The sequence below is a fragment of the Halobacillus sp. A5 genome, assembly GCF_024189315.1.
Classification (GTDB): domain Bacteria; phylum Bacillota; class Bacilli; order Bacillales; family Halobacillaceae; genus Halobacillus_A.
This window is the reverse complement of the sequence record NZ_JAIZEO010000002.1, coordinates 63,701-86,637: the sequence shown is the minus strand read 5'-3', so window position 1 is coordinate 86,637 and position 22,937 is coordinate 63,701. Positions and strand designations below refer to the sequence as shown.

The 22,937-nt window shown below is 42.4% G+C and carries 36 protein-coding genes; 5 read left to right on the top strand and 31 right to left on the bottom strand.

Annotated features, from left to right (window positions below; translation table 11 throughout):
* The first annotated feature begins 35 nt into the window (after positions 1-35).
* Positions 36-650: a spore protease YyaC gene (gene yyaC, locus LF822_RS08460; protein WP_253923601.1), complete on the top strand. Its 615-nt coding sequence runs from the start codon at positions 36-38 to the stop codon at positions 648-650.
* A gap of 15 nt (positions 651-665) precedes the next feature.
* Here the strand turns inward: yyaC and LF822_RS08455 are convergent, their stop codons facing one another.
* The 12 genes from LF822_RS08455 to LF822_RS08400 all read right to left on the bottom strand — a co-directional run bounded on the left by LF822_RS08455 (position 666) and on the right by LF822_RS08400 (position 9,044).
* On the bottom strand, positions 666-1,370 hold the full coding sequence (locus LF822_RS08455) for a DUF554 domain-containing protein (protein WP_253923600.1): 705 nt from the start codon (positions 1,368-1,370) through the stop codon (positions 666-668).
* A gap of 98 nt (positions 1,371-1,468) precedes the next feature.
* Positions 1,469-2,311, bottom strand: a complete 843-nt coding sequence (locus LF822_RS08450) for a ParB/RepB/Spo0J family partition protein (protein ID WP_253923599.1) — start codon at positions 2,309-2,311, stop codon at positions 1,469-1,471.
* Positions 2,292-3,065: a ParA family protein gene (locus tag LF822_RS08445; protein WP_253923598.1), complete on the bottom strand. Its 774-nt coding sequence runs from the start codon at positions 3,063-3,065 to the stop codon at positions 2,292-2,294. The genes LF822_RS08450 and LF822_RS08445 overlap by 20 nt, the downstream gene beginning before the upstream one ends.
* A gap of 93 nt (positions 3,066-3,158) precedes the next feature.
* Positions 3,159-4,025, bottom strand: a complete 867-nt coding sequence (gene noc / locus LF822_RS08440; RefSeq protein ID WP_253923597.1) for a nucleoid occlusion protein — start codon at positions 4,023-4,025, stop codon at positions 3,159-3,161.
* Between the two features lie 281 nt (positions 4,026-4,306).
* Positions 4,307-4,594, bottom strand: a complete 288-nt coding sequence (locus tag LF822_RS08435; protein ID WP_253923596.1) for a helix-turn-helix domain-containing protein — start codon at positions 4,592-4,594, stop codon at positions 4,307-4,309.
* Positions 4,595-4,677: 83 nt separating this feature from the next.
* Positions 4,678-4,851 (bottom strand): hypothetical protein, encoded by a 174-nt coding sequence (locus LF822_RS08430; protein ID WP_253923595.1) that lies wholly within the window; start codon positions 4,849-4,851, stop codon positions 4,678-4,680.
* A gap of 16 nt (positions 4,852-4,867) precedes the next feature.
* On the bottom strand, positions 4,868-5,281 hold the full coding sequence (locus LF822_RS08425; protein WP_253924242.1) for a GyrI-like domain-containing protein: 414 nt from the start codon (positions 5,279-5,281) through the stop codon (positions 4,868-4,870).
* A 124-nt stretch (positions 5,282-5,405) separates the two neighbouring features.
* Entirely contained in the window at positions 5,406-5,756 is a 351-nt protein-coding gene (locus tag LF822_RS08420; RefSeq protein ID WP_253923594.1) for a VOC family protein, read from the bottom strand.
* Between the two features lie 44 nt (positions 5,757-5,800).
* Positions 5,801-6,217 carry a hypothetical protein gene (locus LF822_RS08415; RefSeq protein WP_253923593.1) on the bottom strand — a complete coding sequence of 139 codons (417 nt, stop codon included), beginning with the start codon at positions 6,215-6,217 and terminating at the stop codon, positions 5,801-5,803.
* A gap of 17 nt (positions 6,218-6,234) precedes the next feature.
* Positions 6,235-6,672 (bottom strand): GNAT family N-acetyltransferase, encoded by a 438-nt coding sequence (locus LF822_RS08410; RefSeq protein ID WP_253923592.1) that lies wholly within the window; start codon positions 6,670-6,672, stop codon positions 6,235-6,237.
* A gap of 109 nt (positions 6,673-6,781) precedes the next feature.
* Positions 6,782-8,011: an MFS transporter gene (locus LF822_RS08405; protein WP_253923591.1), complete on the bottom strand. Its 1,230-nt coding sequence runs from the start codon at positions 8,009-8,011 to the stop codon at positions 6,782-6,784.
* Entirely contained in the window at positions 8,004-9,044 is a 1,041-nt protein-coding gene (locus LF822_RS08400; protein ID WP_253923590.1) for an ArsR/SmtB family transcription factor, read from the bottom strand. Before LF822_RS08400 ends, LF822_RS08405 begins: the two co-directional genes overlap by 8 nt.
* A 142-nt stretch (positions 9,045-9,186) precedes the next feature.
* Here LF822_RS08400 and LF822_RS08395 point away from each other — a divergent pair, with 142 nt between their 5' ends.
* Both LF822_RS08395 and splB read left to right on the top strand, forming a co-directional pair.
* A complete protein-coding gene (locus LF822_RS08395; protein WP_253923589.1) occupies positions 9,187-9,447 on the top strand; it encodes a transcriptional regulator SplA domain-containing protein in 261 nt (86 codons plus the stop codon).
* Positions 9,441-10,469 (top strand): spore photoproduct lyase, encoded by a 1,029-nt coding sequence (gene splB / locus LF822_RS08390; RefSeq protein WP_253923588.1) that lies wholly within the window; start codon positions 9,441-9,443, stop codon positions 10,467-10,469. Before LF822_RS08395 ends, splB begins: the two co-directional genes overlap by 7 nt.
* Positions 10,470-10,496: 27 nt before the next feature.
* Here splB and LF822_RS08385 read toward each other — a convergent pair whose 3' ends face one another.
* From LF822_RS08385 to gvpQ, 18 genes are all read right to left on the bottom strand, one after another.
* Positions 10,497-10,856, bottom strand: coding sequence for a hypothetical protein (locus tag LF822_RS08385; RefSeq protein WP_253923587.1), 360 nt, complete (start codon positions 10,854-10,856; stop codon positions 10,497-10,499).
* A 315-nt stretch (positions 10,857-11,171) separates the two neighbouring features.
* The gene (locus tag LF822_RS08380) at positions 11,172-11,714 is read right to left on the bottom strand and encodes a hypothetical protein (RefSeq protein WP_253923586.1); all 543 of its coding nucleotides are present in this window, start codon (positions 11,712-11,714) and stop codon (positions 11,172-11,174) included.
* A 45-nt stretch (positions 11,715-11,759) separates the two neighbouring features.
* Complete coding sequence (locus tag LF822_RS08375) at positions 11,760-12,032, bottom strand: response regulator (protein ID WP_253923585.1); 273 nt, start codon at positions 12,030-12,032, stop codon at positions 11,760-11,762.
* Positions 12,029-12,499, bottom strand: coding sequence for a DUF948 domain-containing protein (locus tag LF822_RS08370; protein WP_253923584.1), 471 nt, complete (start codon positions 12,497-12,499; stop codon positions 12,029-12,031). Before LF822_RS08370 ends, LF822_RS08375 begins: the two co-directional genes overlap by 4 nt.
* Before the next feature lie 36 nt (positions 12,500-12,535).
* The gene (locus LF822_RS08365) at positions 12,536-12,973 is read right to left on the bottom strand and encodes a DUF948 domain-containing protein (protein ID WP_253923583.1); all 438 of its coding nucleotides are present in this window, start codon (positions 12,971-12,973) and stop codon (positions 12,536-12,538) included.
* A 123-nt stretch (positions 12,974-13,096) separates the two neighbouring features.
* Positions 13,097-14,011 (bottom strand): DMT family transporter, encoded by a 915-nt coding sequence (locus LF822_RS08360; protein WP_253923582.1) that lies wholly within the window; start codon positions 14,009-14,011, stop codon positions 13,097-13,099.
* Positions 14,012-14,150: 139 nt separating this feature from the next.
* The gene (gene gvpU / locus LF822_RS08355) at positions 14,151-14,513 is read right to left on the bottom strand and encodes a gas vesicle accessory protein GvpU (RefSeq protein ID WP_253923581.1); all 363 of its coding nucleotides are present in this window, start codon (positions 14,511-14,513) and stop codon (positions 14,151-14,153) included.
* Positions 14,514-14,533: 20 nt separating this feature from the next.
* On the bottom strand, positions 14,534-15,265 hold the full coding sequence (locus tag LF822_RS08350) for a hypothetical protein (protein ID WP_253923580.1): 732 nt from the start codon (positions 15,263-15,265) through the stop codon (positions 14,534-14,536).
* A 24-nt stretch (positions 15,266-15,289) separates the two neighbouring features.
* Positions 15,290-15,613, bottom strand: a complete 324-nt coding sequence (locus LF822_RS08345; protein WP_253923579.1) for a gas vesicle protein — start codon at positions 15,611-15,613, stop codon at positions 15,290-15,292.
* Positions 15,614-15,632: 19 nt separating this feature from the next.
* On the bottom strand, positions 15,633-15,932 hold the full coding sequence (locus LF822_RS08340) for a gas vesicle protein K (protein WP_253923578.1): 300 nt from the start codon (positions 15,930-15,932) through the stop codon (positions 15,633-15,635).
* A complete protein-coding gene (locus LF822_RS08335) occupies positions 15,913-16,170 on the bottom strand; it encodes a gas vesicle protein (RefSeq protein WP_253923577.1) in 258 nt (85 codons plus the stop codon). Before LF822_RS08335 ends, LF822_RS08340 begins: the two co-directional genes overlap by 20 nt.
* 18 nt (positions 16,171-16,188) lie before the next feature.
* Positions 16,189-16,992 carry a GvpL/GvpF family gas vesicle protein gene (locus tag LF822_RS08330; RefSeq protein WP_253923576.1) on the bottom strand — a complete coding sequence of 268 codons (804 nt, stop codon included), beginning with the start codon at positions 16,990-16,992 and terminating at the stop codon, positions 16,189-16,191.
* A 25-nt stretch (positions 16,993-17,017) separates the two neighbouring features.
* Entirely contained in the window at positions 17,018-17,272 is a 255-nt protein-coding gene (locus LF822_RS08325) for a gas vesicle protein GvpG (RefSeq protein WP_253923575.1), read from the bottom strand.
* The gene (locus tag LF822_RS08320) at positions 17,269-18,027 is read right to left on the bottom strand and encodes a GvpL/GvpF family gas vesicle protein (RefSeq protein WP_253923574.1); all 759 of its coding nucleotides are present in this window, start codon (positions 18,025-18,027) and stop codon (positions 17,269-17,271) included. Before LF822_RS08320 ends, LF822_RS08325 begins: the two co-directional genes overlap by 4 nt.
* 12 nt (positions 18,028-18,039) lie before the next feature.
* Positions 18,040-18,951 (bottom strand): gas vesicle protein GvpN, encoded by a 912-nt coding sequence (gene gvpN, locus LF822_RS08315; protein WP_253923573.1) that lies wholly within the window; start codon positions 18,949-18,951, stop codon positions 18,040-18,042.
* A gap of 18 nt (positions 18,952-18,969) precedes the next feature.
* Positions 18,970-19,233, bottom strand: coding sequence for a gas vesicle protein GvpO (locus LF822_RS08310; RefSeq protein ID WP_256521785.1), 264 nt, complete (start codon positions 19,231-19,233; stop codon positions 18,970-18,972).
* Between the two features lie 63 nt (positions 19,234-19,296).
* Positions 19,297-19,590, bottom strand: coding sequence for a gas vesicle structural protein GvpA (gvpA, locus tag LF822_RS08305; RefSeq protein WP_253923572.1), 294 nt, complete (start codon positions 19,588-19,590; stop codon positions 19,297-19,299).
* Positions 19,591-19,608: 18 nt separating this feature from the next.
* The gene (gene gvpQ / locus LF822_RS08300; RefSeq protein ID WP_253923571.1) at positions 19,609-20,145 is read right to left on the bottom strand and encodes a gas vesicle protein GvpQ; all 537 of its coding nucleotides are present in this window, start codon (positions 20,143-20,145) and stop codon (positions 19,609-19,611) included.
* Between the two features lie 308 nt (positions 20,146-20,453).
* Here gvpQ and LF822_RS08295 point away from each other — a divergent pair, with 308 nt between their 5' ends.
* Together LF822_RS08295 and nei are read left to right on the top strand one after the other, a co-directional pair.
* A complete protein-coding gene (locus LF822_RS08295) occupies positions 20,454-21,323 on the top strand; it encodes an SDR family oxidoreductase (RefSeq protein ID WP_253923570.1) in 870 nt (289 codons plus the stop codon).
* Positions 21,324-21,517: 194 nt separating this feature from the next.
* Positions 21,518-22,345 (top strand): endonuclease VIII, encoded by an 828-nt coding sequence (gene nei / locus LF822_RS08290; protein WP_253923569.1) that lies wholly within the window; start codon positions 21,518-21,520, stop codon positions 22,343-22,345.
* On the opposite strand, the gene LF822_RS08285 is transcribed toward nei, so the two are convergent.
* Positions 22,327-22,824 carry a metallophosphoesterase family protein gene (locus tag LF822_RS08285; RefSeq protein ID WP_253923568.1) on the bottom strand — a complete coding sequence of 166 codons (498 nt, stop codon included), beginning with the start codon at positions 22,822-22,824 and terminating at the stop codon, positions 22,327-22,329. The genes nei and LF822_RS08285 overlap by 19 nt on opposite strands.
* Between the last annotated feature and the right edge of the window lie 113 nt (positions 22,825-22,937).

The following is a 22,937-nucleotide window of genomic DNA, read 5'->3' as shown; positions in this document are numbered from 1 at the left end:
TATACTGTTACTAATATGTGTGTGGAGGAGAAGCTATGAATAGGAAGGACAAGTTTTCAAAAAGCGAATACCGTTTTCAATCCGATGATCCACTCATGTGCGAACAGCTGAGTGACCGTCTGCTTGAAGCACTGCCCGTAAACAGAAACATTATTATCGTATGTATAGGGACAGATCGCTCCACAGGCGATGCTTTAGGTCCTTTAGTCGGTTCAATGCTTCGTGATCAGTCAATGCAGAGTTTTCACGTGTACGGCACGTTAGAAGAGCCGGTACATGCGTTAAATTTAAACGAAACGATGCAGTCCATTCACCGTCTTCATTCAAAGCCGGTCATCCTGGCTGTTGATGCCTGCCTTGGAAAGAAGGCTTCGATCGGATCCATTGTATTTGGAAAAGGATCGCTTACACCAGGGGCGGCGCTCAATAAAGACCTCCCCGCCGTAGGAGATTACCATATCAGCGGTTTAGTGAACGTCGGCGGGTTTATGGAATACGTCGTCCTGCAGAATACGAGACTTCATTTAGTAATGAACATGTCAGCCAAAATAGCGGCGTCCCTGCGCTTAACGGAAGCGAAGCGGATGAATGAACGTTTAAGAAACCACCCCTATCAAAACTTTCTCGCCGCAACAAAAAAACAGCAGTGAGCGGAGCCCCTGCTGTTAAAACAACTGTGCGATGTATACGACAACCCCAACCATTAATAAGGACGGGAGTAGATTAGCTACCCGGATCTTTGTCAGCTTTAACAAGTTTAAACCGAGCGCTACGATTAACAAACCACCGGTTGCTGTCATTTCCACAATGAAAAGGTCCAGCATCTCCTGTGGAATCCAACGGTTAATCTGCGTAGCCAACAGAGCAATTGATCCTTGATAAAGAACGACTGGGATGACAGAAAAAATGACACCAATGCCAAGAGTCGACGTTAAAACTAAAGCAACGAATCCGTCAATGACCGCCTTTGTAATCAGTATTTCGTGGTCGTTCCGCAATCCTCCATCTAATGCTCCAATAACTGACATAGCCCCAATCCCAAATATAAGGGAAGCCGTAATAAAGCCCTGAGCCATCGTTGACGTCTGATTCGGTTTAATAAATTTCCGCTCGATCCAGCGGCCTATGTACTCAAGTCTTTCTTCTAAATGAAGAGCTTCACCGATAATCGCTCCACTTAATAAACTCAAGAGAACGATGACGATATTGTCTGTTTCAAAACCCATCTGCAGACCAATCAGCAAAACGGCTAAACCCACTCCGCTCATAACGGTTTCCTTGAAACGTTCCGGAATTTTCGTGAAAAATAATCCAAGCAGTGTCCCAACAATAATACATATTCCGTTAACGATGGTTCCTAATAATGCCATAGTTCTCTCTCCAATAGTTAATTTGTTTCACGTGAAACATTATGTAAAATAATTAAAAGACCTGCGAAATATCTGCCAGGCCTTTTACAAAAGTCGAATCATTTATGATCCAGCCAATTTAAAATACGCTCAAGATCATCATTATCAAAAAATTCGATTTCAATCTTTCCTTTTTTCTTGCCTTTATGAATGGTGACGTCCGTCCCCAGACGCTCTCTTAAGGTGTCTTCTCTTTCTTTAATGAAAATATCCTTTTCCGGACGGCGCGTTTTTTTCTTCGCTTTACGTTCATTTAATTCGGCAATCAGCTTCTCCGTCTGCCTTACATTTAAGCGTTCCGATTCGATACGTTCAATAACGGCTGCTGATTTGCTTTGATCTTTTAACCCTAATAAAGCTCGTCCATGCCCCATGGACAATACACCTTCATTAATCTTTTCGATAATTTCCGGCGCCAAACCTAGTAATCTAACAGAATTAGCAATATGAGACCGGCTTTTTCCCAGCCGCTTCGCCAGTACATCCTGCGTAACCTCCAGCGTAGAAATTAAACTTTGATAGGCCTTGGCCTCTTCGATCGGGGTTAAATTCTCACGTTGAAGGTTTTCAAGTAGCGCCACCTCCATCATCTGCTCATCTGTCATGTCCTTTACGATGACCGGTACTTTTTCTAAATCAGCAGCTTTAGCCGCCCGATAACGGCGTTCTCCCGCTACAATCTCGTAGCCCTTAATACTTTTACGGACGATTAAAGGCTGCAAGATCCCATGCTCCTGAATGGATTGAGACAGCTCCTCAATCGCTTCTTCGGAAAATTGTTTCCGGGGCTGGTACGGATTAGGTCTGCAATCCTTCACCTTCACTTCTAGAAACTGTTCGTCTTCTTTCGCATTAAAATCAGTAAAAAGAGCATTAATACCTTTACCTAACCCTCTCGCCATTTGCCACCACTTCCTTCGCTAGATCTAGATAAACCTCAGCACCACGCGACTTTGGATCATACAAAATAATAGGTTTGCCATGACTTGGAGCTTCGCTTAAGCGGACATTACGAGGGATAATAGATTGATAGACCCGGTCCTGGAAATATTTTTTCACTTCATCAATTACCTGTATCCCAAGGTTTGTACGCGCATCAAGCATGGTCAGCAGCACACCTTCGATCATCAGGTCTTTGTTTAAATGCTTTTGAACAAGCCTGACGGTATTAAGAAGCTGGCTCAATCCTTCTAAAGCGTAATACTCACACTGAACGGGAATTAATACGGAATCCGAAGCCGTTAATGAATTAATCGTTAACAGTCCGAGAGATGGGGGACAATCAATAATAATGTAGTCGTATTCTTCTTTTATTTCATCAATTGCCTTCTTTAACCTGACTTCTCTGGAAATGGTAGGTACCAGCTCGATTTCGGCGCCGGCGAGTTGAATCGTGGCAGGGATGGCATCTAATTGCTGTACCATTGTTGTTGTGCGAACTTCTTCGGCACTTACGCTGTCGACCAATACATCATAGATACATTGATCGATACTGCCTTTCTCAACACCTACCCCGCTTGTGGCATTTCCTTGAGGATCTATATCAACGAGAAGAACTCTATGATTTAAGTAAGCCAGGCATGCACTTAAATTCACAGCAGTTGTCGTTTTTCCTACGCCGCCCTTCTGATTGGCTACAGAAATCACTTTACCCATGCTGGCACCTGCCTTTTTCCTTTAGTACTAAAACATGATTTTTGTTAAAAACACCCATCTCATTGCTGTTTAAGATGGGTGAGGTTGTTCAATCTATGATTTTTTCTTCGGTATTTTAATCGTAAACTGATAATAGTCTTCATGATCCTCTTCATTGGTCTCCAGATCCACGCCTGTATCCGTAACCATATCGAGGGATTGACGAATTGTATTCATCGCAATTCTCATATCTTTGTTTACGCCTTTTAACCTTGGCTTTCTCTTTTTTGGAGTAGAATCATTAATTTTATTAATGCGGTCTTCCGTCTGTTTTACATTCAGCTGCTTCTCTATAATTTCCTGAAGCAATTTTTCCTGCTTTTCTGCATCTCTCACGGCAATTAACGCTCTTGCATGACGTTCCGTAATATCTTTATTCATAACAGCATACTGAACAGATTCAGGGAGTTTTAATAATCGCAGCTTGTTGGCTACAGTAGATTGACTTTTTCCAAGACGCTGCGCCAGAGCTTCCTGCGTTAATTCATGAATTTCCAGCAGTCTAGCATAAGCCGTTGCTTCCTCAATGACTGTCAACTCTTCACGCTGAAGGTTCTCAATTAGAGCAACAGAAGCCGTTTCCGCATCATTCATATCACGGATGATGGCCGGAATGGTCTCCCATTCAAGCGTCTGTACGGCCCGCCACCTGCGTTCTCCGGCGATCAGCTCAAATTGATCCTCATTCAGTCGACGTACAACAATCGGTTGAATCATCCCATGTGTATGTAACGTCTGGGCAAGTTCGCTGATTTTTTCCTCATTAAAAATAGCTCTCGGCTGATATCGGTTCGGCTGAACACGATCGACAGGAACTTGAACAACTTCGTCAGGACTATATTCTTCTTCGTGTTGATTATCGTGATTCTCAGGGTCCGACTTATCCCCCAGTCCGAACAGACGGCTAAAAGGATGTAACACGATTAGACACCACCTTTTTCGATCAAGCACACGATTCACCAATGTTTCACGTGAAACATTGTATATAACAGAAAAAAGCGCTGCAGGCCTGCCGAACTGCTGCGCGTGCGTATGCCTTTTTCACTCTTAATCTATTTTATCACATCTTGGCTGTTAAAAGCATGAAGTAACTCTAATATTTCAAAGATCACTTTTTCTCTATATTCCAGATGGACAAAATTAAATTCTATTCCTTATTGTAAGAGTAAAACTTCAATAATTCGACTCCTTTTATCCAAAAATTAATTTCCTATTTTTTTCACCCATGCTTTAAGCTGCTCTTTTGGATAATAAATATTTTGATTAATCGTAATATGAGGTATTTCTGGATGGTCCTGAATAAGCTGTCTTCCGTCTTCTTTAGACACGCCTAAAAAGACATGAATATCTTTTTCTTTTACTAATTGATGATCGAGATCGTCATCAAATTTGCTTAAAAAATCCGGGGCAGAAGGATTTTTGAAGTTCTTTAATCCTTCTCCAATAAAATATCCAGCCGCTGCAATTCCTAATGCTAATAAAATGTCCATAACCTCTGATTCACTCCACTTCCTGTTTATAAGTGCCTCTTCGTTTTATACGTTTTAAACAGGAAATAGTTTCACAGTAACAATCACAAGCGATCCACATATTCTTTAGCTTCTACTAAAGTCAATCCATATTCCTTCCGCGCCCTCTTTATGGCCTGTACATCTTTTCCTTCGCGTATAAGCTGTTTTAATTCTTCATCAATAGAAGGAACCGGAAGATTGATTTGCTCAGCTGCCTGTCGCAGCGTCGATTCCATACGCTTTACTCTTTTTTCAAGAGAGTGCACACGGACTACAAAGTAAAAGAGAACGGACAGGAAGATAGCAACAATAAAAATATCCACAGTACTCCCCCTTTCTCTCAATTGTTCGATTGCTTCTCTGTATTTCTTCTTTATTTCCCCATTTTGTATATTTTTCGACGTGCCACCTGCTTAGCACAGGAGGCAGACCCTCAGTCTTCATCCACTGATGCAGGTCATGATAAGCCGGACGAATTGTTGTATTCACTCCCTTTACCTCGATCGAAGCATACATCTGCGCAGGAATCGTTAATGTCGTCATACCTTTTGGAATATTTTCATATTCATCGACAGTAAAACCGATCCAGTACCCTTCTTCATCCATTGACTCCGCTTGAATTATAAACGTCCCTGCCTGAGTAACCGGATCAGTTAAATAATTAATTTTCTGCTTCCTTTTATCAAGCTTTAAAGAGGCTTTAGGTATTTCTTCTATGTATGCTGAGCATCCTCACAGAACACTCTTTTATTTCATCGACATTCTTCAACACTGTCTTATTCGACATCTCTCAGCACTCCGATACCATGAGTGAATTTCCGTCTGGATCTTTAAACGTAAACCATTGATTATGTTGAATGTCCGTAGTGAGATGAACCTGCTTTGTTTTCATAAACTGATAGGCCGTTTTAATATCCCTCGTATTAAAATGAAAAGCCGGCACCTTATAGACCGCATGTTCCGAAAAAATTTTACTATCTAATACAATCCCCGTTCCATCCATCGGCAGAACGTAAAGATGATCGAATAAAATTTCACCCTCAGCCTTGACTCCTAATATGTCACAGTACCAATCGCGCGCCTTCTTAATATCCCTTACTGGAATAAAAGTTGTCCCAATTTGGTTTAATATTGGATGCAATGCTTCCGCCTCCTATAGGATAGAACGATGTTTCACGTGAAACATCAGCTTTTCTTTTGAATACGAAGATAGAATAAAATGGCTGCAGCCGCTACGCCAACGCCGATTAGCAGCACTGAGATATAAAAGTATGAAGACTTCGGTGCTTTGTGTTCATAAACTGCTTTAACATACTGACTGTCTTCCTGGACAGCTATTTCATTCTTTGGATCTGTCCCTGGAACAGCGTAATATTTCGTTCCAATATCGTATACATTAGAAGCATTGCCACGGTAATTTCCTTCTTCGTCAGGCTTTGACTTAACTTCTCCAATAACGTCATCAACGTCGGTGACGGGTTCTTCTGTCACTTGATACACGCCCCCATCCCAAACAACGAAAGGGTAAGCCCAGCTAAGTGCTGAGGCTGCCCCTCCGTGAATAAAAAAAGAAAGACACACACACATCAGTACTTTCTTCACGAGCTTCAACTCGATCCTTATAAAGACTTATTCATTACAGTTCGATTTTCTGTAAAACCTAAATTTTCATAAAGTTTTCTCGCTTCATTCCCAGCATAAACAACCAGCCTGATGGACGTCATGCCTTGTAATTTTAATTCGGTCATTGCGTTTTCCATCATCGCTTTTGCAAATCCTCGTTCTCGATAATCAGGCAGTACAAACAAGTCATAAATAAAGCCGATATGCTCCCCGGTAAAGCTGTCTCTTTGATGCCCGTAAAGAACCCATCCTATCACCTGGTTACTTTCTTTAGCTACCTGGATCTGGCCATCTTCGCTTAACACGTCTTGTACCATTTTGGCTGCCTGATCTTGATCAATTTTATAATAGCCTCTCGATCCCTCTTCAAGAGATTCACCTAAATACGGAAGGATCTCATTAATCTCTTCTCTTGTAGCATGCGTAATATTCATATATTTTTCTCCTTAAAAAGAATCTTCTACTCCCTTCTTTCCATTAAAACAAGCAGAATCCTTCTTTTGAAGATCTTTTTTCTAAATCACACAATTCTGCCACAACTTCTCAGGCCGTTTTTAACGAAGGATGCAGATAAATCAACGATGCCACAGTGGTAATGACGCCGCCTGTGAGTATAGCCGTGCCCGTACTCGTCCATTCGGAGAGGAATCCTGCCAGTAAAGCAGCTGCGGGCATAGAAATCCAGCTGATTAAACGACTTGTTGCTTGAACTCTGCCGAGCAGCCTCGAAGGTGTCAGTTTCTGCCGGATTGTAATGATGCATGGAGTCTGAATGGAGGCCGCAAAGGTACCGATCGCGTTCATAACAGCTAGACCAGTAAATGAAGCGGTGAAGCTGAAGCCTGCAATAGACAGGCCGCCTGCTGCAGAAGCCGTAAACAAGATCTGCTGATAGTTCCATTTTCTTTTTAATACCGGGGTCAGCAGAGCGCCGCTTATTGCTGCCGCTCCGCCAATAGAAAGAAGCAAGCCAATGGATGCAGCCGATAGTCCAATGGCCGCCTTTAGATGAAAGACCATCACCGTCAAGAATAAAGTCGTGCCAAAAATCGATAACATCATGGCTGCATTCGTATACAATATCGGCTTCCTGTCAAAAACATATTGGAAGCCTTCTTTGATATCTTCCCACACCTTCTTTTGCCGGTCAGAAGCATCCATGCGGGGAAAAGATAAACTTTTCACCGTACACCATGCGGCGATAAAGCTTATACTGTTGATGATTAAAGCATAGCCAGGATGAAACAAACTGACGACAACTCCTCCAAGTCCGGGTCCCAGAAAGACAGCCGTCTGAAAAAAGCCGGTATTTAAGGCATTGGCTTTTTCCAGATCCTGCTCCCGGACTAAATAAGGAATAGCTGCAAATTGGGATGTGTTATAAAGCTGGGTTAAAAATCCCATAAAAAAAGCAGCTCCATACAACTGCCATACCATCAATTCACCGTTTATAAAAAGAACTCCTGTGCACCCGACGATAAAGGCTCTGCCCGCATCACAAGCCAGCAGGAGACGTTTGCGTGACAGACGATCGGCTAAGACTCCAAGCCATGGCTGAAGAAGAACAGGCAGCCTTTCTAAAAAAGCCACCACCCCCATCGCGAGTGGAGAATTTGTTAAGGAGAGCACGATCAGAGGTATAGCAAGTAAGTAAATTTGATCACCAAAAAAAGAGATTACATTTCCGCTTATGAAACGAAAAGCGGGATAATTTCGTCTCCATTCAGGCTGGGAACCTCGTGCCTCATCGAACTCCAATCGATTATTATTCATTCTTTTTTCCTAAGAACTGTGCCAGATCTATAGGCATCGCATCGAGCTTATACTTATTCAAACGGTACATGGATTGACTAGAATCAACAATCCTCGCTGCCTTCAGCATCTTCAAGTGATGATGGAGAGTCGATTTCCTCATTTGAAGGAGAGAGGTCAGCTCCTGTAAGGATCTCTCACTTTCAAATAAATACTTCACCAGCTTTAAACGGACCTCATCCCCTAAAGCTTTATACTGCTGAACTAAATTTTGTTCAGGAATATAAGCATCATCCCGATATAAACTAGCGTTTGAAACAGGGTAATAGAACACCTTCGTCCCTTTTAAGTCTGCTTCGACATTCCACGGACGGTACGTATAATGAGGAACTAGCAGCACTTGATATACACTCGGCTCCGGGCGATAGTTAATGCCCCCGGTCGCCCATTCAACAAAAGCCTCTGCTTCGAGCTTTTCTTTCATTTTTTCTTTAGCCTCATAATCGCGCTTTAATAACTCGATCAATTCTTTTTCTTCAGGCTGAATAACGGTTGCGTACCAGACTTTCATAACCTGTTGTAAATGAGTTCTCAGCGTGCCTGCATCTACTTCCGCAATAAATGCAATATAAGCCGGAAAGAAAGAATGATCCTTCACTCTGTGCACTAATGCTTCAACGGCATCTTTTGAACCCTTTGACGCTTCTGTCCGCAGCTTCTCGAGCGCTTCTCCGACATAAGGTAAACACACATATTTTAGACGTTGATCATCAAGGCTGGTAATAAATGAGGTAAATGCTTGGAGAGAGGAGAAGGAATCTTGATGTAAAAGCTGAAGTAGTGCCTTCCACGTATTGTTTTTTTCCACAAATGCCAGTTCATTCGTTAAATCCTCGTTAAAATGGTCAATTCCCCACGTCTTTTTCTCAAGAGTATCGAGCAGCGGCTTATTCGTAACAGCCGCAATACCGAGGGCGCATTCGAATAATACCGAATGCTTAAGCTGCACATGATACGTTTCTCTTTTCTTAAAGCTGGACTGAATCACTTCCATGGGTTCCACCTCTTTTTTGATTGTTATCTACTATTCTATATTTATCGAACATATAATTCAATAAATATTGAACAAAAAACCAATATACATATATTTTTCCCCGGGTGGAACAATGAAAGCACAATAAGAAAGGTGTGAAATCATGGAAGCAGGTCATCAAAGTTATCAAGCTGGAGATATTGTCTATGTTATCTACCGAAATCCCCATACGTATAACGTAGCGAACGTCCAGGAAGCCGCAGTCGTTAAGCATCCTGAACAGCCCGGCCAGCTCGCCTTATTTTTATATGAAACGTATTTCCCGTTGGATGAAGATATTGCAGTGTACTCCTCGATGGCCGAAGCAGAAATGGCTTATGAAGAAAGCTTCGGATCTACCCACGAGGAGGGACTTGAGTGGTAAAGCCTTTTGTTCCTCAGTTAGTTTATATAGAGCCGAGAGCTCTGGAGTATCCCCTCGGACGCAAATTAAAAGAGAAATTCGAAAAGATGGATATTGAAATAAGAGAGACGACTTCACATAACCAGGTGAGAAATCTGCCGGGGGAGAATGATTTCCAGAAATACCGTGTGGCCAAATCGACACTTGTCGTCGGTATTCGAAAAACGCTGAAGTTCGACACGTCTAAGCCATCAGCTGAATATGCCATTCCGTTTGCTACCGGATGTATGGGACACTGTCATTACTGCTATCTACAGACGACGATGGGCAGCAAGCCTTACATCCGTACTTATGTAAATGTAAATGAAATATTTGACGCTGCCGAACAGTATATGAAAGAACGTGCGCCTGAGGAGACCAGATTTGAAGCCTCTTGTACATCGGATATAGTGGGAGTCGACCACCTTACTCATACATTAAAAGAAGCGATTGAATACTTTGGGGAGTCCGAGCATGGGTGGCTGCGTTTTGTGACAAAGTTTGCCCATGTGGATCATCTGCTTGACGCAAAGCATAACGGACGGACGCGATTCCGCTTTAGTTTAAATGCAGATTACGTCATCAAATTTTTGGAGCCGGGGACTTCGAGACTTGATGAGCGCATCGAAGCAGCTGCCAAAGTGGCCGAGGCCGGATATCCGTTAGGGTTTATCATTGCTCCCATTTATTTGTACGAGGATTGGAAACAGGGATACCGGGAATTATTTGAAAAGCTTGAAGCCAAATTGCCGGACTATGCCACGAAAGATTTAACATTTGAGTTGATTCAGCACCGCTTTACCCAGCCGGCTAAACGCGTTATTCAAAAGAATTATCCGATGACCAAACTGGAAATGAATGAAGAGAAAAGACAGTACAAATGGGGACGCTACGGCATAGGCAAGTACGTCTATAAAAAAGACAAGCAGGAGGATATGAAGGAAACGCTGGGCGGCTACATTGAACAGCACTTTCCTGAAGCCACCCTGGAATATTTCACGTAAAAAGAAAGCAGCCAGGTTATCCCTGTGCTACTTTCTTTTTTTAGCTAAACATCCGACAGCAGCACCTGTAAGTAATGCTGCCAGAAAAACAATTTTGTTCGTATCATAGGTGGGTATAAAAGCTGTGTACTCCTCAGTGACCTCATATACGCCCATCGGCTTTACTTTAATATATCCTCCTCCGCCTTCTCCGTGCGTTACGGGCTCGTTCTCGCTGCCCTCGGAAGATCCTCCCCCTCCGCCTATGTAATAGCTGGCTTCAGCCACAGGAATAACTTTTCTTGAGCCTGCTTCAATTGGAGTACCATAAACAAGCTCGACTTCTTTTTCCCGGGAAAATTTGTCGAAAATCGAACGAACGGGCGTACCTAACTTTTCAATATCCATAATGTCTAACTCCTTTTTTCGTTTCTACATACTTTCGACTTTACTGCGTGAAATTCCTTTATTAGATATTCGTGCAGTGAAAGATCGACAATCAGCACCTGTTCTCAAGCTCTCTCATCTCCCCGCAATTATCCATAACGCAGCCCCTGGCATTTATTTACGAGGCTGCGCTCAACTTTTTTCATCATATGGTATCTCCGTTTGCCCTGCCAATGAGATTGAATGAATGCAGGCAGATAAATAAATAAGACTGTCGAGAAAATTCTCGACAGTCTGGGAATTCCCCACTGGTCAACAGCGGGGGAGGGTCTGCTATTAATTTACCGGGCTTTTCGTTACGGTGTGGTCCGTATCATCTTCATCGTCCTGGTCGTTATTAACGGCTGACAGGTTTTCATTGCTCGTTGTAGCCGCTGCTTCGTCCTCGGAAGACTCGGTCAGCTCATCCTTAGCTTCTTTAACTTTATCTCCCACATCTTTTAGCTCCTCACCTGCATCCTTGGCGGTGGAAACGATGTCTTGAGATTCGTCCTTTACATCCTGAAACTTCTCGGTTAGTTCTTTCCCCTGATTATCAAGGATTTCCTGAATTTTATTTAGAGCTTCTTTTGTAATGTTTGCTGTTGCTTGGATGCGGTTTAACAGATCATTTTTCGCTCCGGATGGATCAGCCTTAACCTCTGCTACGTATTGGCTGACTGAGTCCTTCGTTGATGTTGAAGTCTGTTTAATACGGTTACGTGCTGAAGGGCTTTTCACTAGAACCAGCGCGCCCCCTGCTAAGGCTCCAATCGTAATGGCTAAAGACAGCTTTCCTTTTTGAGATTGCGTTTGCTGAGACTGTTGTTCATTTGGCATGGTCTTTTCCCCTTTCGATTCTTATCCATTAAAAGAACCTTGTTATTATTTTTTCATAATGGCATCTTTTCTGGCTTCAGACTTTAATCCCTGCTTTTTAATAAGGATCTTTTCGTATTTCTGTTTGCCGGTTTGATTAAGCCCGGCCGTTTTTGTTGTATATTTATCCTTCACATAATCCTTTGTGGTTTTACGGATGGAAGGATCGTCTGGTGCTAGTTTAGAACGTAACAATGCGCCGCCCAGTAAACCTGCACAGAGAGCTAAACCTGTGCATAATTTACCGGATTGTTTCCGTTCTTCAATGCTATGGCTCATGATTCAGCAGAAGACGCTTTGGACGGTTTCCCGGCCGCTGCTGCTTCCTTCAGCGCTTTTCGTCTTTGAGTGAGATAGTATCCTAAAGCTACGGCGCCATATAATCCGCTGACGTCTTTCTCTTTTACTTTCGTTTCCCCTGATGAAGTATTCTTCTTCATCGAGGCGGTTACATTAACTAAAGATGAAGTCAGTTTACGGGAGGAATCACCGATATCACCGACGATGTAAAACAGCGGGCTTAATGCTTTAATCTTTTCATTTACATCTGCCAGCGTATCGTTACTCGTATGAAGAACATCGCTGGTCTGGGTCATGACCTGATCCAGCTGGTCAGGAAGCTTTTCAACCGTTTTATCTACTCCATTTAACACATTAGCCAGATTGTTAAGAGCTTTAATTAGAAAAATCGACACAATGGCAAATACAATGCCGATAATGAAAACGCCAATGCCTAAAAAATCCATGCTGATACCCTCATTTCGTTAAAATTTTACTTCGGTTTATTCGTTATCCGTTCTAGATTGGAAGGTTTGTTTTCTTAATTTCCATTTCGTATATAAATTAATGCACGTGTCTCCCCATTTCATCACTTTTGCCATATCTTCTGAATGCTTCTGTGAAGATTTAGAGACGCTCGCTGAAAGCTGGTTCATCGTTTCGCCCATATGCCCCACGGACGTACCGACATGGTTAAGCGATGTGAACAGGCTGTCGAGTGATTCACTCTTATGCTGAACGTCTTCGGCTAACACATTCGTCTTTTGCAGTAAGTATTCAGATTCTTTCGTAATTCCGTCAATTTTACCTTCTACGCTTTCTAATGTACCAGCTACACTCTTCATTGTAGTGGAGGCCGCTTTAAGTACTTTTACTACAAATATAGCGATAAGTGCAAAAGAGACGGCAATAATAAATAGACTGATTGCTGTTAAGGACATTTCCATCATTCCTCCTTGTTATGTAAAAGATACCCTAATATGTAGCTGCAAAACGTAAAATTGCAACCAAATTTTATCCAATTTTTGCAGAAGGATATGAAAATACTTCAAATCACATCTGCTTTACGCCTGAGAAGAAATCTTGGCGAGGTGTTCTTTGTTTAATTTTCCCCCTTGAGTGGTTAATAAAACTCCTGCCATTACAATTCCTGCACCGATGATATGCATATGCGTAATCTGTTCACCGAGCCAAAGTCCTGCCCCGGCCATCGTGATGACCGGAAGAAAGTTCAAGAAAATCGATGCTTTCGATGCACTAAGCATCTCAACCGCCCGATTATAAAAAATCAGCGCGATAAACGATGGAAACACTCCTAAATAAAGCAGCCCGAGAACATACGGCCACTGCATTAAATCCGGCACGCCCAGGAACAGCCATTCGATAAACATAGCAGGCATTACCAGGAGCATCCCGATACCTGTTATGACAAGAACCGCACCATATGGTGGAAAGCGGAACATATGCAGCTTTACGAAAATAGAATAGAGCGCCCAGGACAGTATGGCTCCCACCATGATAAAATCGCCCACGTTCCACTGGAGACTGCCGAGCTGTAACAACCGGCCATCGACAATCACCCACACCGCTCCAAACAGGGATAACAAAATGCCAAGAGTCTGTGCTTTATTGATCTTCTCTTTCACCATGTAGATGCTTAATATTACAGTGACCGCTGGGATAGCGGACTCTAATATGGCGACATTAGACGAAGATGTAAACTGAAGAGAACCATAAATACTCATATTAAATAAAGCGATGCCTGATAAAGACAATACAAAGACCGGTTTTTTGTTTTTCAAAAAAGCGGACTTATGGGTGAGCACGCTTCGATAACCAATGGGCAGCAGTACAAGGAATGCGATTAATAATCGAAAGAAAGTAATCGTTAACGGAGGGAGATCATTCATCGCCTTTCCGATAAGTATATTTCCTGCATACATGAACACGACAAGCACCATTAGGACATATGGGTACACGTTGATTCCTCCTTCCTTTGATTACTACCTTACGAACCCACATGCCTCTTTAATACAAATCTCATATCTATTAAATTACCACTCTTCTTAAACAAAAAAAAGAGAAGCGGATCTCACCCGCTTCTTTATACTGCTACTCCTAAGAGGAAATTCTCCCCAGAAAGAACCCGTCGACTTCGTCAATCTTGCCTCTCCATTGGAACTCTCCGTCCGAAGGGGTGGGTTCTGAATCGCCATTGAACACCTGGGCGTTCTTCAAATGAATAAAAGAAACGTCTCCATTTGATTCTTCTTTAGCCGATTCACTTGCTTCAGCAAGCTTTTCACTAATGGCTTGGGAAACATCATTTCCTTCTTCAAACTTATGAGAAATTCCATCCAGGTATTCTTCAGCCGAAATCGTGGTTCCTGATACAAGTGCCCCTTTGATATTTAACGTAATATCTAAAGAAAAATCGTGGTTGTTCGCTGCTTTCACAAACGTTACTAGTACGTCATCCATACTCTTACCTCCCCTTATTTCTATTGAGTGGTGTCATCATTATTCGTTATGGAAGTCTTTTTTCTGGTAGAATTTTTGCTGGATGAACCACTGGATTTGCTCTTATTCTCGGCAGAAGGCTTGTCCTCAGAGGACTCTTCTTTTTTCTTAGTTTTTTTAGCAGCAGGCTTCGCCGTATTTTTTGGTGTTCTTGCGGATGATTTTTTGACGGGTTTTTTGTTTTCCGTTTCTTCTTGCTGCTCTTCTTCATCTTCATCCTCTATATTATCTTCCTGCTTCTTCTGCGGCTCTTCTTTTTCTTCGGTCTTCTCTTCTTTTTCAGGTGCTTCTGTGGTGGCTGCAGCTTCTTCATTGGCTGCTTCTGCTTCTACTTCCTCGTTCTGCTCTTCTTCCTGTTGGCCTTCATATTGGTCTTCATCCTCTTCGGCTTTCTGCTTATTCGACTTTCTAAGTTTACTAGCTGCACTTTTTGTCTTTTCCTTCGTACTGGCTGCTGCGTCTTTTGTCTTTTCTTTTGTGCTTCTTGCTTTTTCTTTTGTGGTGTCTCTCGCTTTTTTAACACCTTCACTTACTTTACTTCCTGCCTGCTTGCTCTTTTCTCTTAAGCCGGCTTTTTCTTCCGTGCTTTCCTGGTCTGTGTCTTGATTGTCCGCTTGATCTTTCCTGCGGGGACGCATGATGAGTCCTGCTGCGGTTCCTAATAAACCGCCGATCACTGCTCTCGTGAACGTATCATTATTCTTTTTGCCCAATTTCATCCACTCCTCTTGTCTTTTTTATACAAAGCGATTAGATTGACCAGCATTTGCATTCTTCTCAAGCTGTTCAATTCGCTTCTGTAATTCTTTATTTTCATCCTCAAGCTGCTTCGTGTTCTGTTCGGCAGCTTTTGAGTTTAAATATGGATCGGTTTCCCACCAGTCCATTCCAATTTCCTTCGCTTTATCGACTGAAGCTACTATTAATCTGATCTTAATCGTTAATAGCTCCACGTCTGCCAGCCCGACTCTTATATCCCCTGCGATTACGACACCTTTATCGAGGACAGTCTCTAGCACATCTACAATACTGCTTGACTGTGTAGGATGTTCAATAGTCATTTGTTGTCATTCCCCTTCCTCATAATAGGTTTCCAAGTGGTCCGAGATCGATGTTTAAGTCTTCATCCTCTAAATCAAAAATTTCTTTTAAATCTTCCATTTTTACTTCTAAATTCATAAGGGCCACGCCTAAATTCTCAATTTCTTCTTCTGTTAGTGTGCCGCCGTCCACTCTTCTGATCGCATGACGTTCTACGAGCTGTCTCAGGAGTTCAATTACGGTTAGCACTAATTGAGCCAGGCCTTGTTCGGCTCCCTCAGGATCTAAATTAATTCGCCCGCTTTGGGGCGGCTGGTGCTTAAGATCGCTCTGTGGCATTTGTCAGTTCCTCCTTCTCCTGGTCAAATCTATCAGACGACAGTGACTCAGCATCCATATTTGACTGTACGAGGGTTTCAACAGCAGAGATGAGCACACGTAAGTCGAGGTATACTAAATCAATGCCGGCAATAGAAATAATGATATCTCCTTTAATCGCCACCCCTTTATCTAATACAGTATCTAAAATATCGATTAATCCGACTTCTTTGTTTTCATAGGCTTCTCGATGTGTCATCTGCTTTCACCTCATTTCTTACGTTAATTTAGCAAAATGGTATGCCGGCCATGGTCCTGTCGCTTCTAGGATCCAGCCCGAACTCTTATGCTTTTCATTTTCATTTGTAATTATCTCTAAGAAATCTTCCACCCGCTCAAGCGGAACAAGATACGCGCTGTTCCAGCACATTTCTTCATCTTTTCCTGTCACATCACGATTCCAGTTCTTCTTGACCGTATCTTCAACGCTGTATGCCGTTAATTGCTCGTGAAGCGCTGAGCCAAATGCATCCTGTTCTCTTTCAACTTCCTGCTGAACATATTGGTCAAGCTTCCTCGACTCTAAATATTGACGCCCTTTGGACATTTGCGCTATTTCGTCTTTCTTTTCCTTTATATTTAAATTGTGATCAGCAACATTTTTTGATAATTGATCCCGATCACAATATACTTTCAAGTTCCACTCTTCCTTGCCATCTAATCGTTCAATTAGAGCTTTCATTTGATCCTGATGGTTGTGAACCATGTCATCAAGATTTGCTTCTGATTGGTAAATGGTGCAGAATTTCATCGGAATGAGAGCTGTGCGCTCTCTAATATTCATCAGTATCTCGTGATGATGAAACGCCTTCTCCTGCACCCAGTCCATTTGATTTGTTTTTTCCTGTAAAACTTCTTCGCCGTATTCTTCTTCTTCTACATGACAAAAGACAGCTGAAATGTCTCCATAGTTTTTCATTTGCAATTCGTGTTCATTGTCAATTCCTTTATGTGAGGAAAAAGGGTTGTCCCCATCTTCCGGTGTAGGAATGACTCCATATAAATAAACGTATAGACTCATCGGTACCTTCTCCCCTGCCTGAAAATCATGAACGTTTCGTCAATTCATCCCACTGTTCCATCTCCAGCCTTTTTGCTGTTTCATATCGTTGGAGCAGCTCTTCTTCCTGTTCTTTATACACTTCCTCTGACACTTCATCCAGCTCATACATCATTTGCAGGTGAATCAATTTCTGCTGGATGTGCTCAAGATCGTAATACTCTTTATCCACTTCTTCCTTAACGTGCTCGCCGACTTTTATCAATAGATCAATCGGGGAAGTGAATAATTTATGAATCATGTCGTTTCCTCCACTTTCAGTTTGATATTAATAAAGTTATAAGCAGGCCATGGACCTGTATACTTAAATTCAACTTTATCCTGCCATTTGTCGTGAAGCTGATTGACTTTTTGATCAAACTGTTCTTCTTTATCCCGGTCAATCAGATAAGAACCATTCAGCAGCATCTTTTCTCCGATAGGATCGTTCGATTTTGCAGAAGACGCAAGCTTTAGCAGTGGCTCATGGATGTCTTCTTCAATTTCTTTCTGCAGTGATTTAAAGAATCGCTGCGCCATTTCTCCTAACTGCATACGGTCAAAATAGCCCGCATCCTTCGACTTCTGAGCGACCTGCTGTTTCTGATCCATCACTTTAGAATCTTGAGAGATCTGTTTTTCCAGCCATTCTTTCCTGCCAACTACTTTAAGACCAACCTCAATCTTATTCTTAATTTCCGGGAACAGCTTGCTTAATTGAGGATATAAATTTTCCGTTAGAACTTGAACATCTTCCTTAGAATGAAAAACATTTCCGAAGCTGATGGGCACTACAGTATCTTCGCTTTCCATTACCTGGGAAATAACCTGCTGGTGAAGCATCAGGTTTTCCTTGTTCGGATGGTAGATTTTCATAGGAACTTCCGCTGCTACCATAGCCGCGTCTTTATAATGCACTGTGAATACTTCTCTTGTATCTCCTTCGAATTCGATTGCATCGAAGGTTTTTTCCTCATTCGTTTGAATTCCGCAGAATATATAAATACCTTGCTCCATCTTTTATCCCCCTTAAATCTTGCTGCATTCCTCTAAGATTCTCTCCTGGAGTTCTTCCCCGTCATAACCGCACGCCTGCAGCGGGAATAACGTGATATCCAGACAAATGTCCTGAAACTCCTCGTTATTACCGTCCACCTTCACGCTGTAGCGCTGCACGACTTGAGCGATCATAATGGAAGCTCTCAGGCTTAAACTAAATACCTTATCCTCATCCTCACACAAGTCTCTGACTCGATTAACAAAGCTGACAATCGCTTCAGCTTTTCGTTCACTGATCGATGTCTTGTTCATAACAACAGCAATTTCAGCCTGTTCATCCATCGTTTCAAGGGATAAGGTCACCATCCGGTCTAAAAGGGCATCCTGCGATTGATAAACCCCTGCATATTCGACTGGATTACTCGTAAAAATTACAGAGAAATCCGGGTGAACATTAATATAGGATTCGGTCCGCTTAGTTCCGTATAAAGGAAGTATGCCTTCTTCTAATATGGATAGAAAAAGATTGTTCGTCTCGGGCCGGGAACGTGTAAACTCGTCATATACGACGGTATACCCTTCTTTTACCGCTTCATAAAGGCGGCCGTTCACCCATTCCTCGCTCACATTTTCCTCAATCTTATGAACCGTGCGAACAAAATTATCGTTCAGCTTCTTTCTTCGATAGCCCGTATAAGCTCCAATGAGATCTTCATTTGACAGATCCTTATTTCCATTGATCAGCAGGACAGGACGACGGCGCTGCTTAGCAATATGAAGAGCGAGCGTTGTTTTTCCTACTCCGGATGGTCCTGTGAAATGTATGGGATATCCTGTTGCCAAATAACGCAAAGACCGTTTAATCAGGCTTTTGAAATAGGGCTCGTTGTAGACTTCCTGCGGTGTTGAGGACGTAGCTTTATTCTCTTTAAGAGTCGTCATCCTCTGCCCTCCTTTCCTCTATTGCTGCTGCTCTTCTAGATCACTGCGGAAACGCAGACTTAACCTTGAGAACTCGGTTACTTCTTTATCAGCATCTACGATCACTTCATAAAGACCAACCATTTCGTCATGTGCATATTTACGCATATACTCTTTTTCTTCGATCACTTCTACAAGCACTCTAAAGCCTTCCTCTTCTTCGAGTTTCTTTACTGATATAATTTTATGAGGAGGGGCTACATTTTCCCTAAAAAACTGTGTGACATTATCCATAATCTTCATACCTTCGATCCTCACCTTCCAATAAAACGATAAGGACTAGAGGAGCTCTAGCCCATTATCGGTTTAAATATTAAATTGAGCGCGTTCATTCTGCTGGGACTGCGACTGAGAATATTCCTGATCTCCCAGGCGGCCGCCAAGACCTTCTTCTTCTACCTCATCACGCAGTAAGCCTACAGCTTCTGCGTAACGAAGCCAAGTGTCGACACTAGCTACTACGACTCTTGCTTCTACTGTGATCAGTTCGATACCTACTACGGAAATACGTGCGTAAGCGTCAATTACAATCCCTTTATCCAGAATACGGTCAATTACCTCTGCCAAGCTTGAACTATCGGTTGATTTTTGAATAGCCATGATGAATGATGCTCCTTCCTAGTTATTAAAATAAGTTTTTATATGGTTGACCCCTTTAACATCCTGAGGGCCTTTAACTTGATCGTAGCTTTTTAGATTAGATGCGCCTTTTAAATCATTGGCGCCTTTAAGCTGAGAGCGGTTCTTTTTCTTGTTGTCGTTAATCTTCTCCTGCAGTTCTTCGCCTGATTCCTTAAAACTCGACAACCCTTCTTTTAATTCTAAAAGGTTGTCCTGCATTTTTCCCTTCGCTTCCTGGGCCTTCTCGTGAACTTTTTCTGCATTTTCTTCTTTTTTCTCTTGAAGGTTTTCACTTGCTTTGCTTGCCTGTGATTGCAGCTGCTTCTTAAACTGGTCGCGGACTTGATCGCCCATTTCATCTTTTGCTTCATCTTTTGCGTGTTCTTTGGCTTCGATTGGATCATCGGATTTTTTTATTACTCTAGAAACGCGGGGCCATTGGTTTTTAACGACTCTTGCTGTCTTCTTGACACCCCCTTCAACTTTACTCAGCATTCCTTGTGATTCGTTGTTCTCGTTTCCATTCCGGCTCAATTCCACCATCCTTTTAAAGTCTGATTTGCAACCTTCCTAGACTACCTTCCCATATGTAAAATTTTAAAAACATTGATTTTGAGGTTTTTTTCAAAAATTCCCATATTATTCATAGATTATTACAAACCGCGCACGCACTTTTAATGCTTTACATAAAGCCCCCTATTAGTTTTGAAGAATTATATTACAAACATTACTAAATTATTTTATTTTAAAATAATTTTTTCTATCTTAAATGTTAGTTTGAAAATTAGAGCATGTGGAATAAAAGGGTAAAGAACAGCAAAAGAATCAAGGAGGAATAGTAAATGGACCGCATGGATCGACAAACCGGAGGACAGCCGGGACAGGAGCAGAAAAGACAGCCAGGCTTTGAGGATAAAATGGACCCGCTGCCCTTGCAGGCAGACGATGATTATAAGAGTGGCAGTAAGCTGACAGGAAAAATCGCTTTGATCACGGGCGGTGACAGCGGTATTGGCCGTTCCGTAGCGATTGGATACGCGAAAGAAGGCGCCGATGTTGCCATTTCTTATCTTGATGAGCATGAAGATGCAGCTTATACAAAAGAAAAAGTGGAAGAAGAAGGAAGACGTGCGATTTTAATCCCTGGTGACGTTGGGGAGGAATCCGTCTGCCGGGATGCTGTAGAACAGACAGTCAATAAACTTGGCGGGCTCGATATTCTAGTTAATAACGCAGCAGAACAGCATCCGACTGAGGATATAATGAATATCTCAACTGAGCAGCTGGAGAGCACGTTTAAGACAAACATCTATTCTATGTTTCATATGACGAAAGCCGCCCTTCCCCATCTACAAGCTGGAAGTGCGATCATTAATACAGCCTCTGTGAACCCGTACAAAGGGAATGCGCAATTAGTCGATTATACAGCAACCAAAGGAGCTGTCGTAGCCTTCACGAGATCGATGGCCGAACAGTTAGTAGAGAAAGGCATCCGTGTAAACGGTGTGGCGCCTGGACCGATCTGGACACCGCTCATTCCGTCTACATTTGATGAAGAAAAGGTAGAAAAATTCGGGACTAATACACCGATGGGACGTCCAGGACAGCCTGTCGAACACGTGGGCAGCTATGTTCTCTTAGCTTCTGACGACTCTACCTATATTACAGGACAATTTATTCATATTAACGGCGGCATGATAATGACAAGCTAATGTTCTAAAAACCCGGGGTATCCCGGGTTTTTTCAGGTTGTCAAGAAAGTCTCCACAGCCTTTTTTATATCTAACTCATGCCATGCATGAGGAGGCGGACCTTTATTTTTATCAGCGAAAACCAAGTTATATCCGCGATTCAACGTGCCATCCAAGCCAATATTCTGAACTATTAATTGAAGGAGTACATAGACATGCCTGAAGGACCTGAGATTCGAAAAGCAGCTGATCAAGTGGAAAAAGCGTTAAAAGGCAGAGAAGTTCTTGATCTTCATTTTGCTTTTCCTCATTTGGAGGAGTACGAAAGTATTTTAAAAGGACAAGAAGTCATACACGTAGATACAAAGGGGAAAGCGATGCTGATTCGCTTCTCGAACGACTATACAATTTATTCCCATAATCAGCTGTACGGAAAATGGTACGTCCGCAATGCCTATAACTATCCAAAAACTAACCGGCAGCTGCGGTTAGCCATACACATTGAGAAAAAATCAGCTTTGCTTTACAGTGCCTCAAATATTGAAGTTCTTCGTAATTATGAGGTGGAAGCTCACCCTTTTATTGCAAAGGCGGGTCCTGATATATTAAGTGAACATGTCACGGCCCACGATTTGCTTCTCCGCTTTACAAGTGATCGCTTCCGCCGCAGACGGTGGACGGCGCTTTTATTGGATCAGGGGTTTATCGCTGGGATCGGCAACTATTTACGCAGTGAGATTTTATTTGCAGCGGGTATTCATCCCGGCCACAGACCCATGGACTGTACCTCCTCCCAGCTTGAGAAAGCGGCCAGAGCAAGTATTGACTTGATGTGGCGTTCTTATCAGCATAAAGGGATTACAAATGATCTGAGCCTGGCTGAACGGTTAAAAGCTCAAGGCGCAAAGCGATATCAGTACAGACACTGGGTATTCAACAGAGAAGGACAGGCATGTCGAATCTGCGGCACAGAAGTCGTCAAAATAATAGCTGCTTCAAGACGCTGTTACTACTGTCCCTATTGTCAACGTAAAGAAGAATAAAAAACATGCTCAGCATGAATTTGATTCTGAATCGTCAGTTTTCCGTAAGAGTAATAGGGCACACGGCGTTTATCCGTTGCAGATCCGGGATTAAAGAGCATCGTTTTTTTCATAAATCGAAGCAGCGGGAGATGGGAATGACCAAAAATAATAACATCAGGCTCATCCTCTGCAAATTCTTCATATACCCGCTTCTCCGTTGTTTTCTTTTCCCCATGACCATGTACCACGCCAATGGTAAACCCTTTAATATGTAAAAGTTCTCTTCGCGGAACCACCTCTTTGATTTCATCATGATCTATATTTCCATAAACACCTGCAAGCTCTCCAAATTCCCGGAATTGTTCATATACGTCAATGGTCTGCCAGTCTCCAGCATGGATGACTAAGTCCGCCTTTTTCATTTCTTTTTTCAGCTTCCCGGGGATCTCTCTGTTCCCTTTAGGCAGATGGGTATCGGCAACTACAACAATCTCCAATTTGTTTTCCTCCTTCTCTATTAAGCTTTACTCTATAGTTTAGTGATGTAGAGGAGAGCTGTCGATATATTGAATTCAAAACTAAGTACATTCAATCGGGGAGCTACAGGGAG

Excerpts from the sequence above, each read along its gene's own strand:
- yyaC (WP_253923601.1), top strand. The coding sequence starts at position 36 with ATGAATAGGAAGGACAAGTTTTCAAAAAGCGAATACCGTTTTCAATCC.
- LF822_RS08455 (WP_253923600.1), bottom strand. The coding sequence starts at position 1,370 with ATGGCATTATTAGGAACCATCGTTAACGGAATATGTATTATTGTTGGG.
- LF822_RS08450 (WP_253923599.1), bottom strand. The coding sequence starts at position 2,311 with ATGGCGAGAGGGTTAGGTAAAGGTATTAATGCTCTTTTTACTGATTTT.
- LF822_RS08445 (WP_253923598.1), bottom strand. The coding sequence starts at position 3,065 with ATGGGTAAAGTGATTTCTGTAGCCAATCAGAAGGGCGGCGTAGGAAAA.
- LF822_RS08435 (WP_253923596.1), bottom strand. The coding sequence starts at position 4,594 with ATGGACATTTTATTAGCATTAGGAATTGCAGCGGCTGGATATTTTATT.
- LF822_RS08430 (WP_253923595.1), bottom strand. The coding sequence starts at position 4,851 with ATGGAATCGACGCTGCGACAGGCAGCTGAGCAAATCAATCTTCCGGTT.
- LF822_RS08410 (WP_253923592.1), bottom strand. The coding sequence starts at position 6,672 with ATGAATATTACGCATGCTACAAGAGAAGAGATTAATGAGATCCTTCCG.
- LF822_RS08405 (WP_253923591.1), bottom strand. The coding sequence starts at position 8,011 with ATGAATAATAATCGATTGGAGTTCGATGAGGCACGAGGTTCCCAGCCT.
- LF822_RS08400 (WP_253923590.1), bottom strand. The coding sequence starts at position 9,044 with ATGGAAGTGATTCAGTCCAGCTTTAAGAAAAGAGAAACGTATCATGTG.
- LF822_RS08395 (WP_253923589.1), top strand. The coding sequence starts at position 9,187 with ATGGAAGCAGGTCATCAAAGTTATCAAGCTGGAGATATTGTCTATGTT.
- LF822_RS08385 (WP_253923587.1), bottom strand. The coding sequence starts at position 10,856 with ATGGATATTGAAAAGTTAGGTACGCCCGTTCGTTCGATTTTCGACAAA.
- LF822_RS08380 (WP_253923586.1), bottom strand. The coding sequence starts at position 11,714 with ATGCCAAATGAACAACAGTCTCAGCAAACGCAATCTCAAAAAGGAAAG.
- LF822_RS08375 (WP_253923585.1), bottom strand. The coding sequence starts at position 12,032 with ATGAGCCATAGCATTGAAGAACGGAAACAATCCGGTAAATTATGCACA.
- LF822_RS08370 (WP_253923584.1), bottom strand. The coding sequence starts at position 12,499 with ATGGATTTTTTAGGCATTGGCGTTTTCATTATCGGCATTGTATTTGCC.
- LF822_RS08365 (WP_253923583.1), bottom strand. The coding sequence starts at position 12,973 with ATGTCCTTAACAGCAATCAGTCTATTTATTATTGCCGTCTCTTTTGCA.
- gvpU (WP_253923581.1), bottom strand. The coding sequence starts at position 14,513 with ATGGATGACGTACTAGTAACGTTTGTGAAAGCAGCGAACAACCACGAT.
- LF822_RS08345 (WP_253923579.1), bottom strand. The coding sequence starts at position 15,613 with ATGACTATTGAACATCCTACACAGTCAAGCAGTATTGTAGATGTGCTA.
- LF822_RS08340 (WP_253923578.1), bottom strand. The coding sequence starts at position 15,932 with ATGCCACAGAGCGATCTTAAGCACCAGCCGCCCCAAAGCGGGCGAATT.
- LF822_RS08335 (WP_253923577.1), bottom strand. The coding sequence starts at position 16,170 with ATGACACATCGAGAAGCCTATGAAAACAAAGAAGTCGGATTAATCGAT.
- LF822_RS08330 (WP_253923576.1), bottom strand. The coding sequence starts at position 16,992 with ATGAGTCTATACGTTTATTTATATGGAGTCATTCCTACACCGGAAGAT.
- LF822_RS08325 (WP_253923575.1), bottom strand. The coding sequence starts at position 17,272 with ATGATTCATAAATTATTCACTTCCCCGATTGATCTATTGATAAAAGTC.
- LF822_RS08320 (WP_253923574.1), bottom strand. The coding sequence starts at position 18,027 with ATGGAGCAAGGTATTTATATATTCTGCGGAATTCAAACGAATGAGGAA.
- gvpN (WP_253923573.1), bottom strand. The coding sequence starts at position 18,951 with ATGACGACTCTTAAAGAGAATAAAGCTACGTCCTCAACACCGCAGGAA.
- LF822_RS08310 (WP_256521785.1), bottom strand. The coding sequence starts at position 19,233 with ATGAAGATTATGGATAATGTCACACAGTTTTTTAGGGAAAATGTAGCC.
- gvpA (WP_253923572.1), bottom strand. The coding sequence starts at position 19,590 with ATGGCTATTCAAAAATCAACCGATAGTTCAAGCTTGGCAGAGGTAATT.
- LF822_RS08295 (WP_253923570.1), top strand. The coding sequence starts at position 20,454 with ATGGACCGCATGGATCGACAAACCGGAGGACAGCCGGGACAGGAGCAG.
- nei (WP_253923569.1), top strand. The coding sequence starts at position 21,518 with ATGCCTGAAGGACCTGAGATTCGAAAAGCAGCTGATCAAGTGGAAAAA.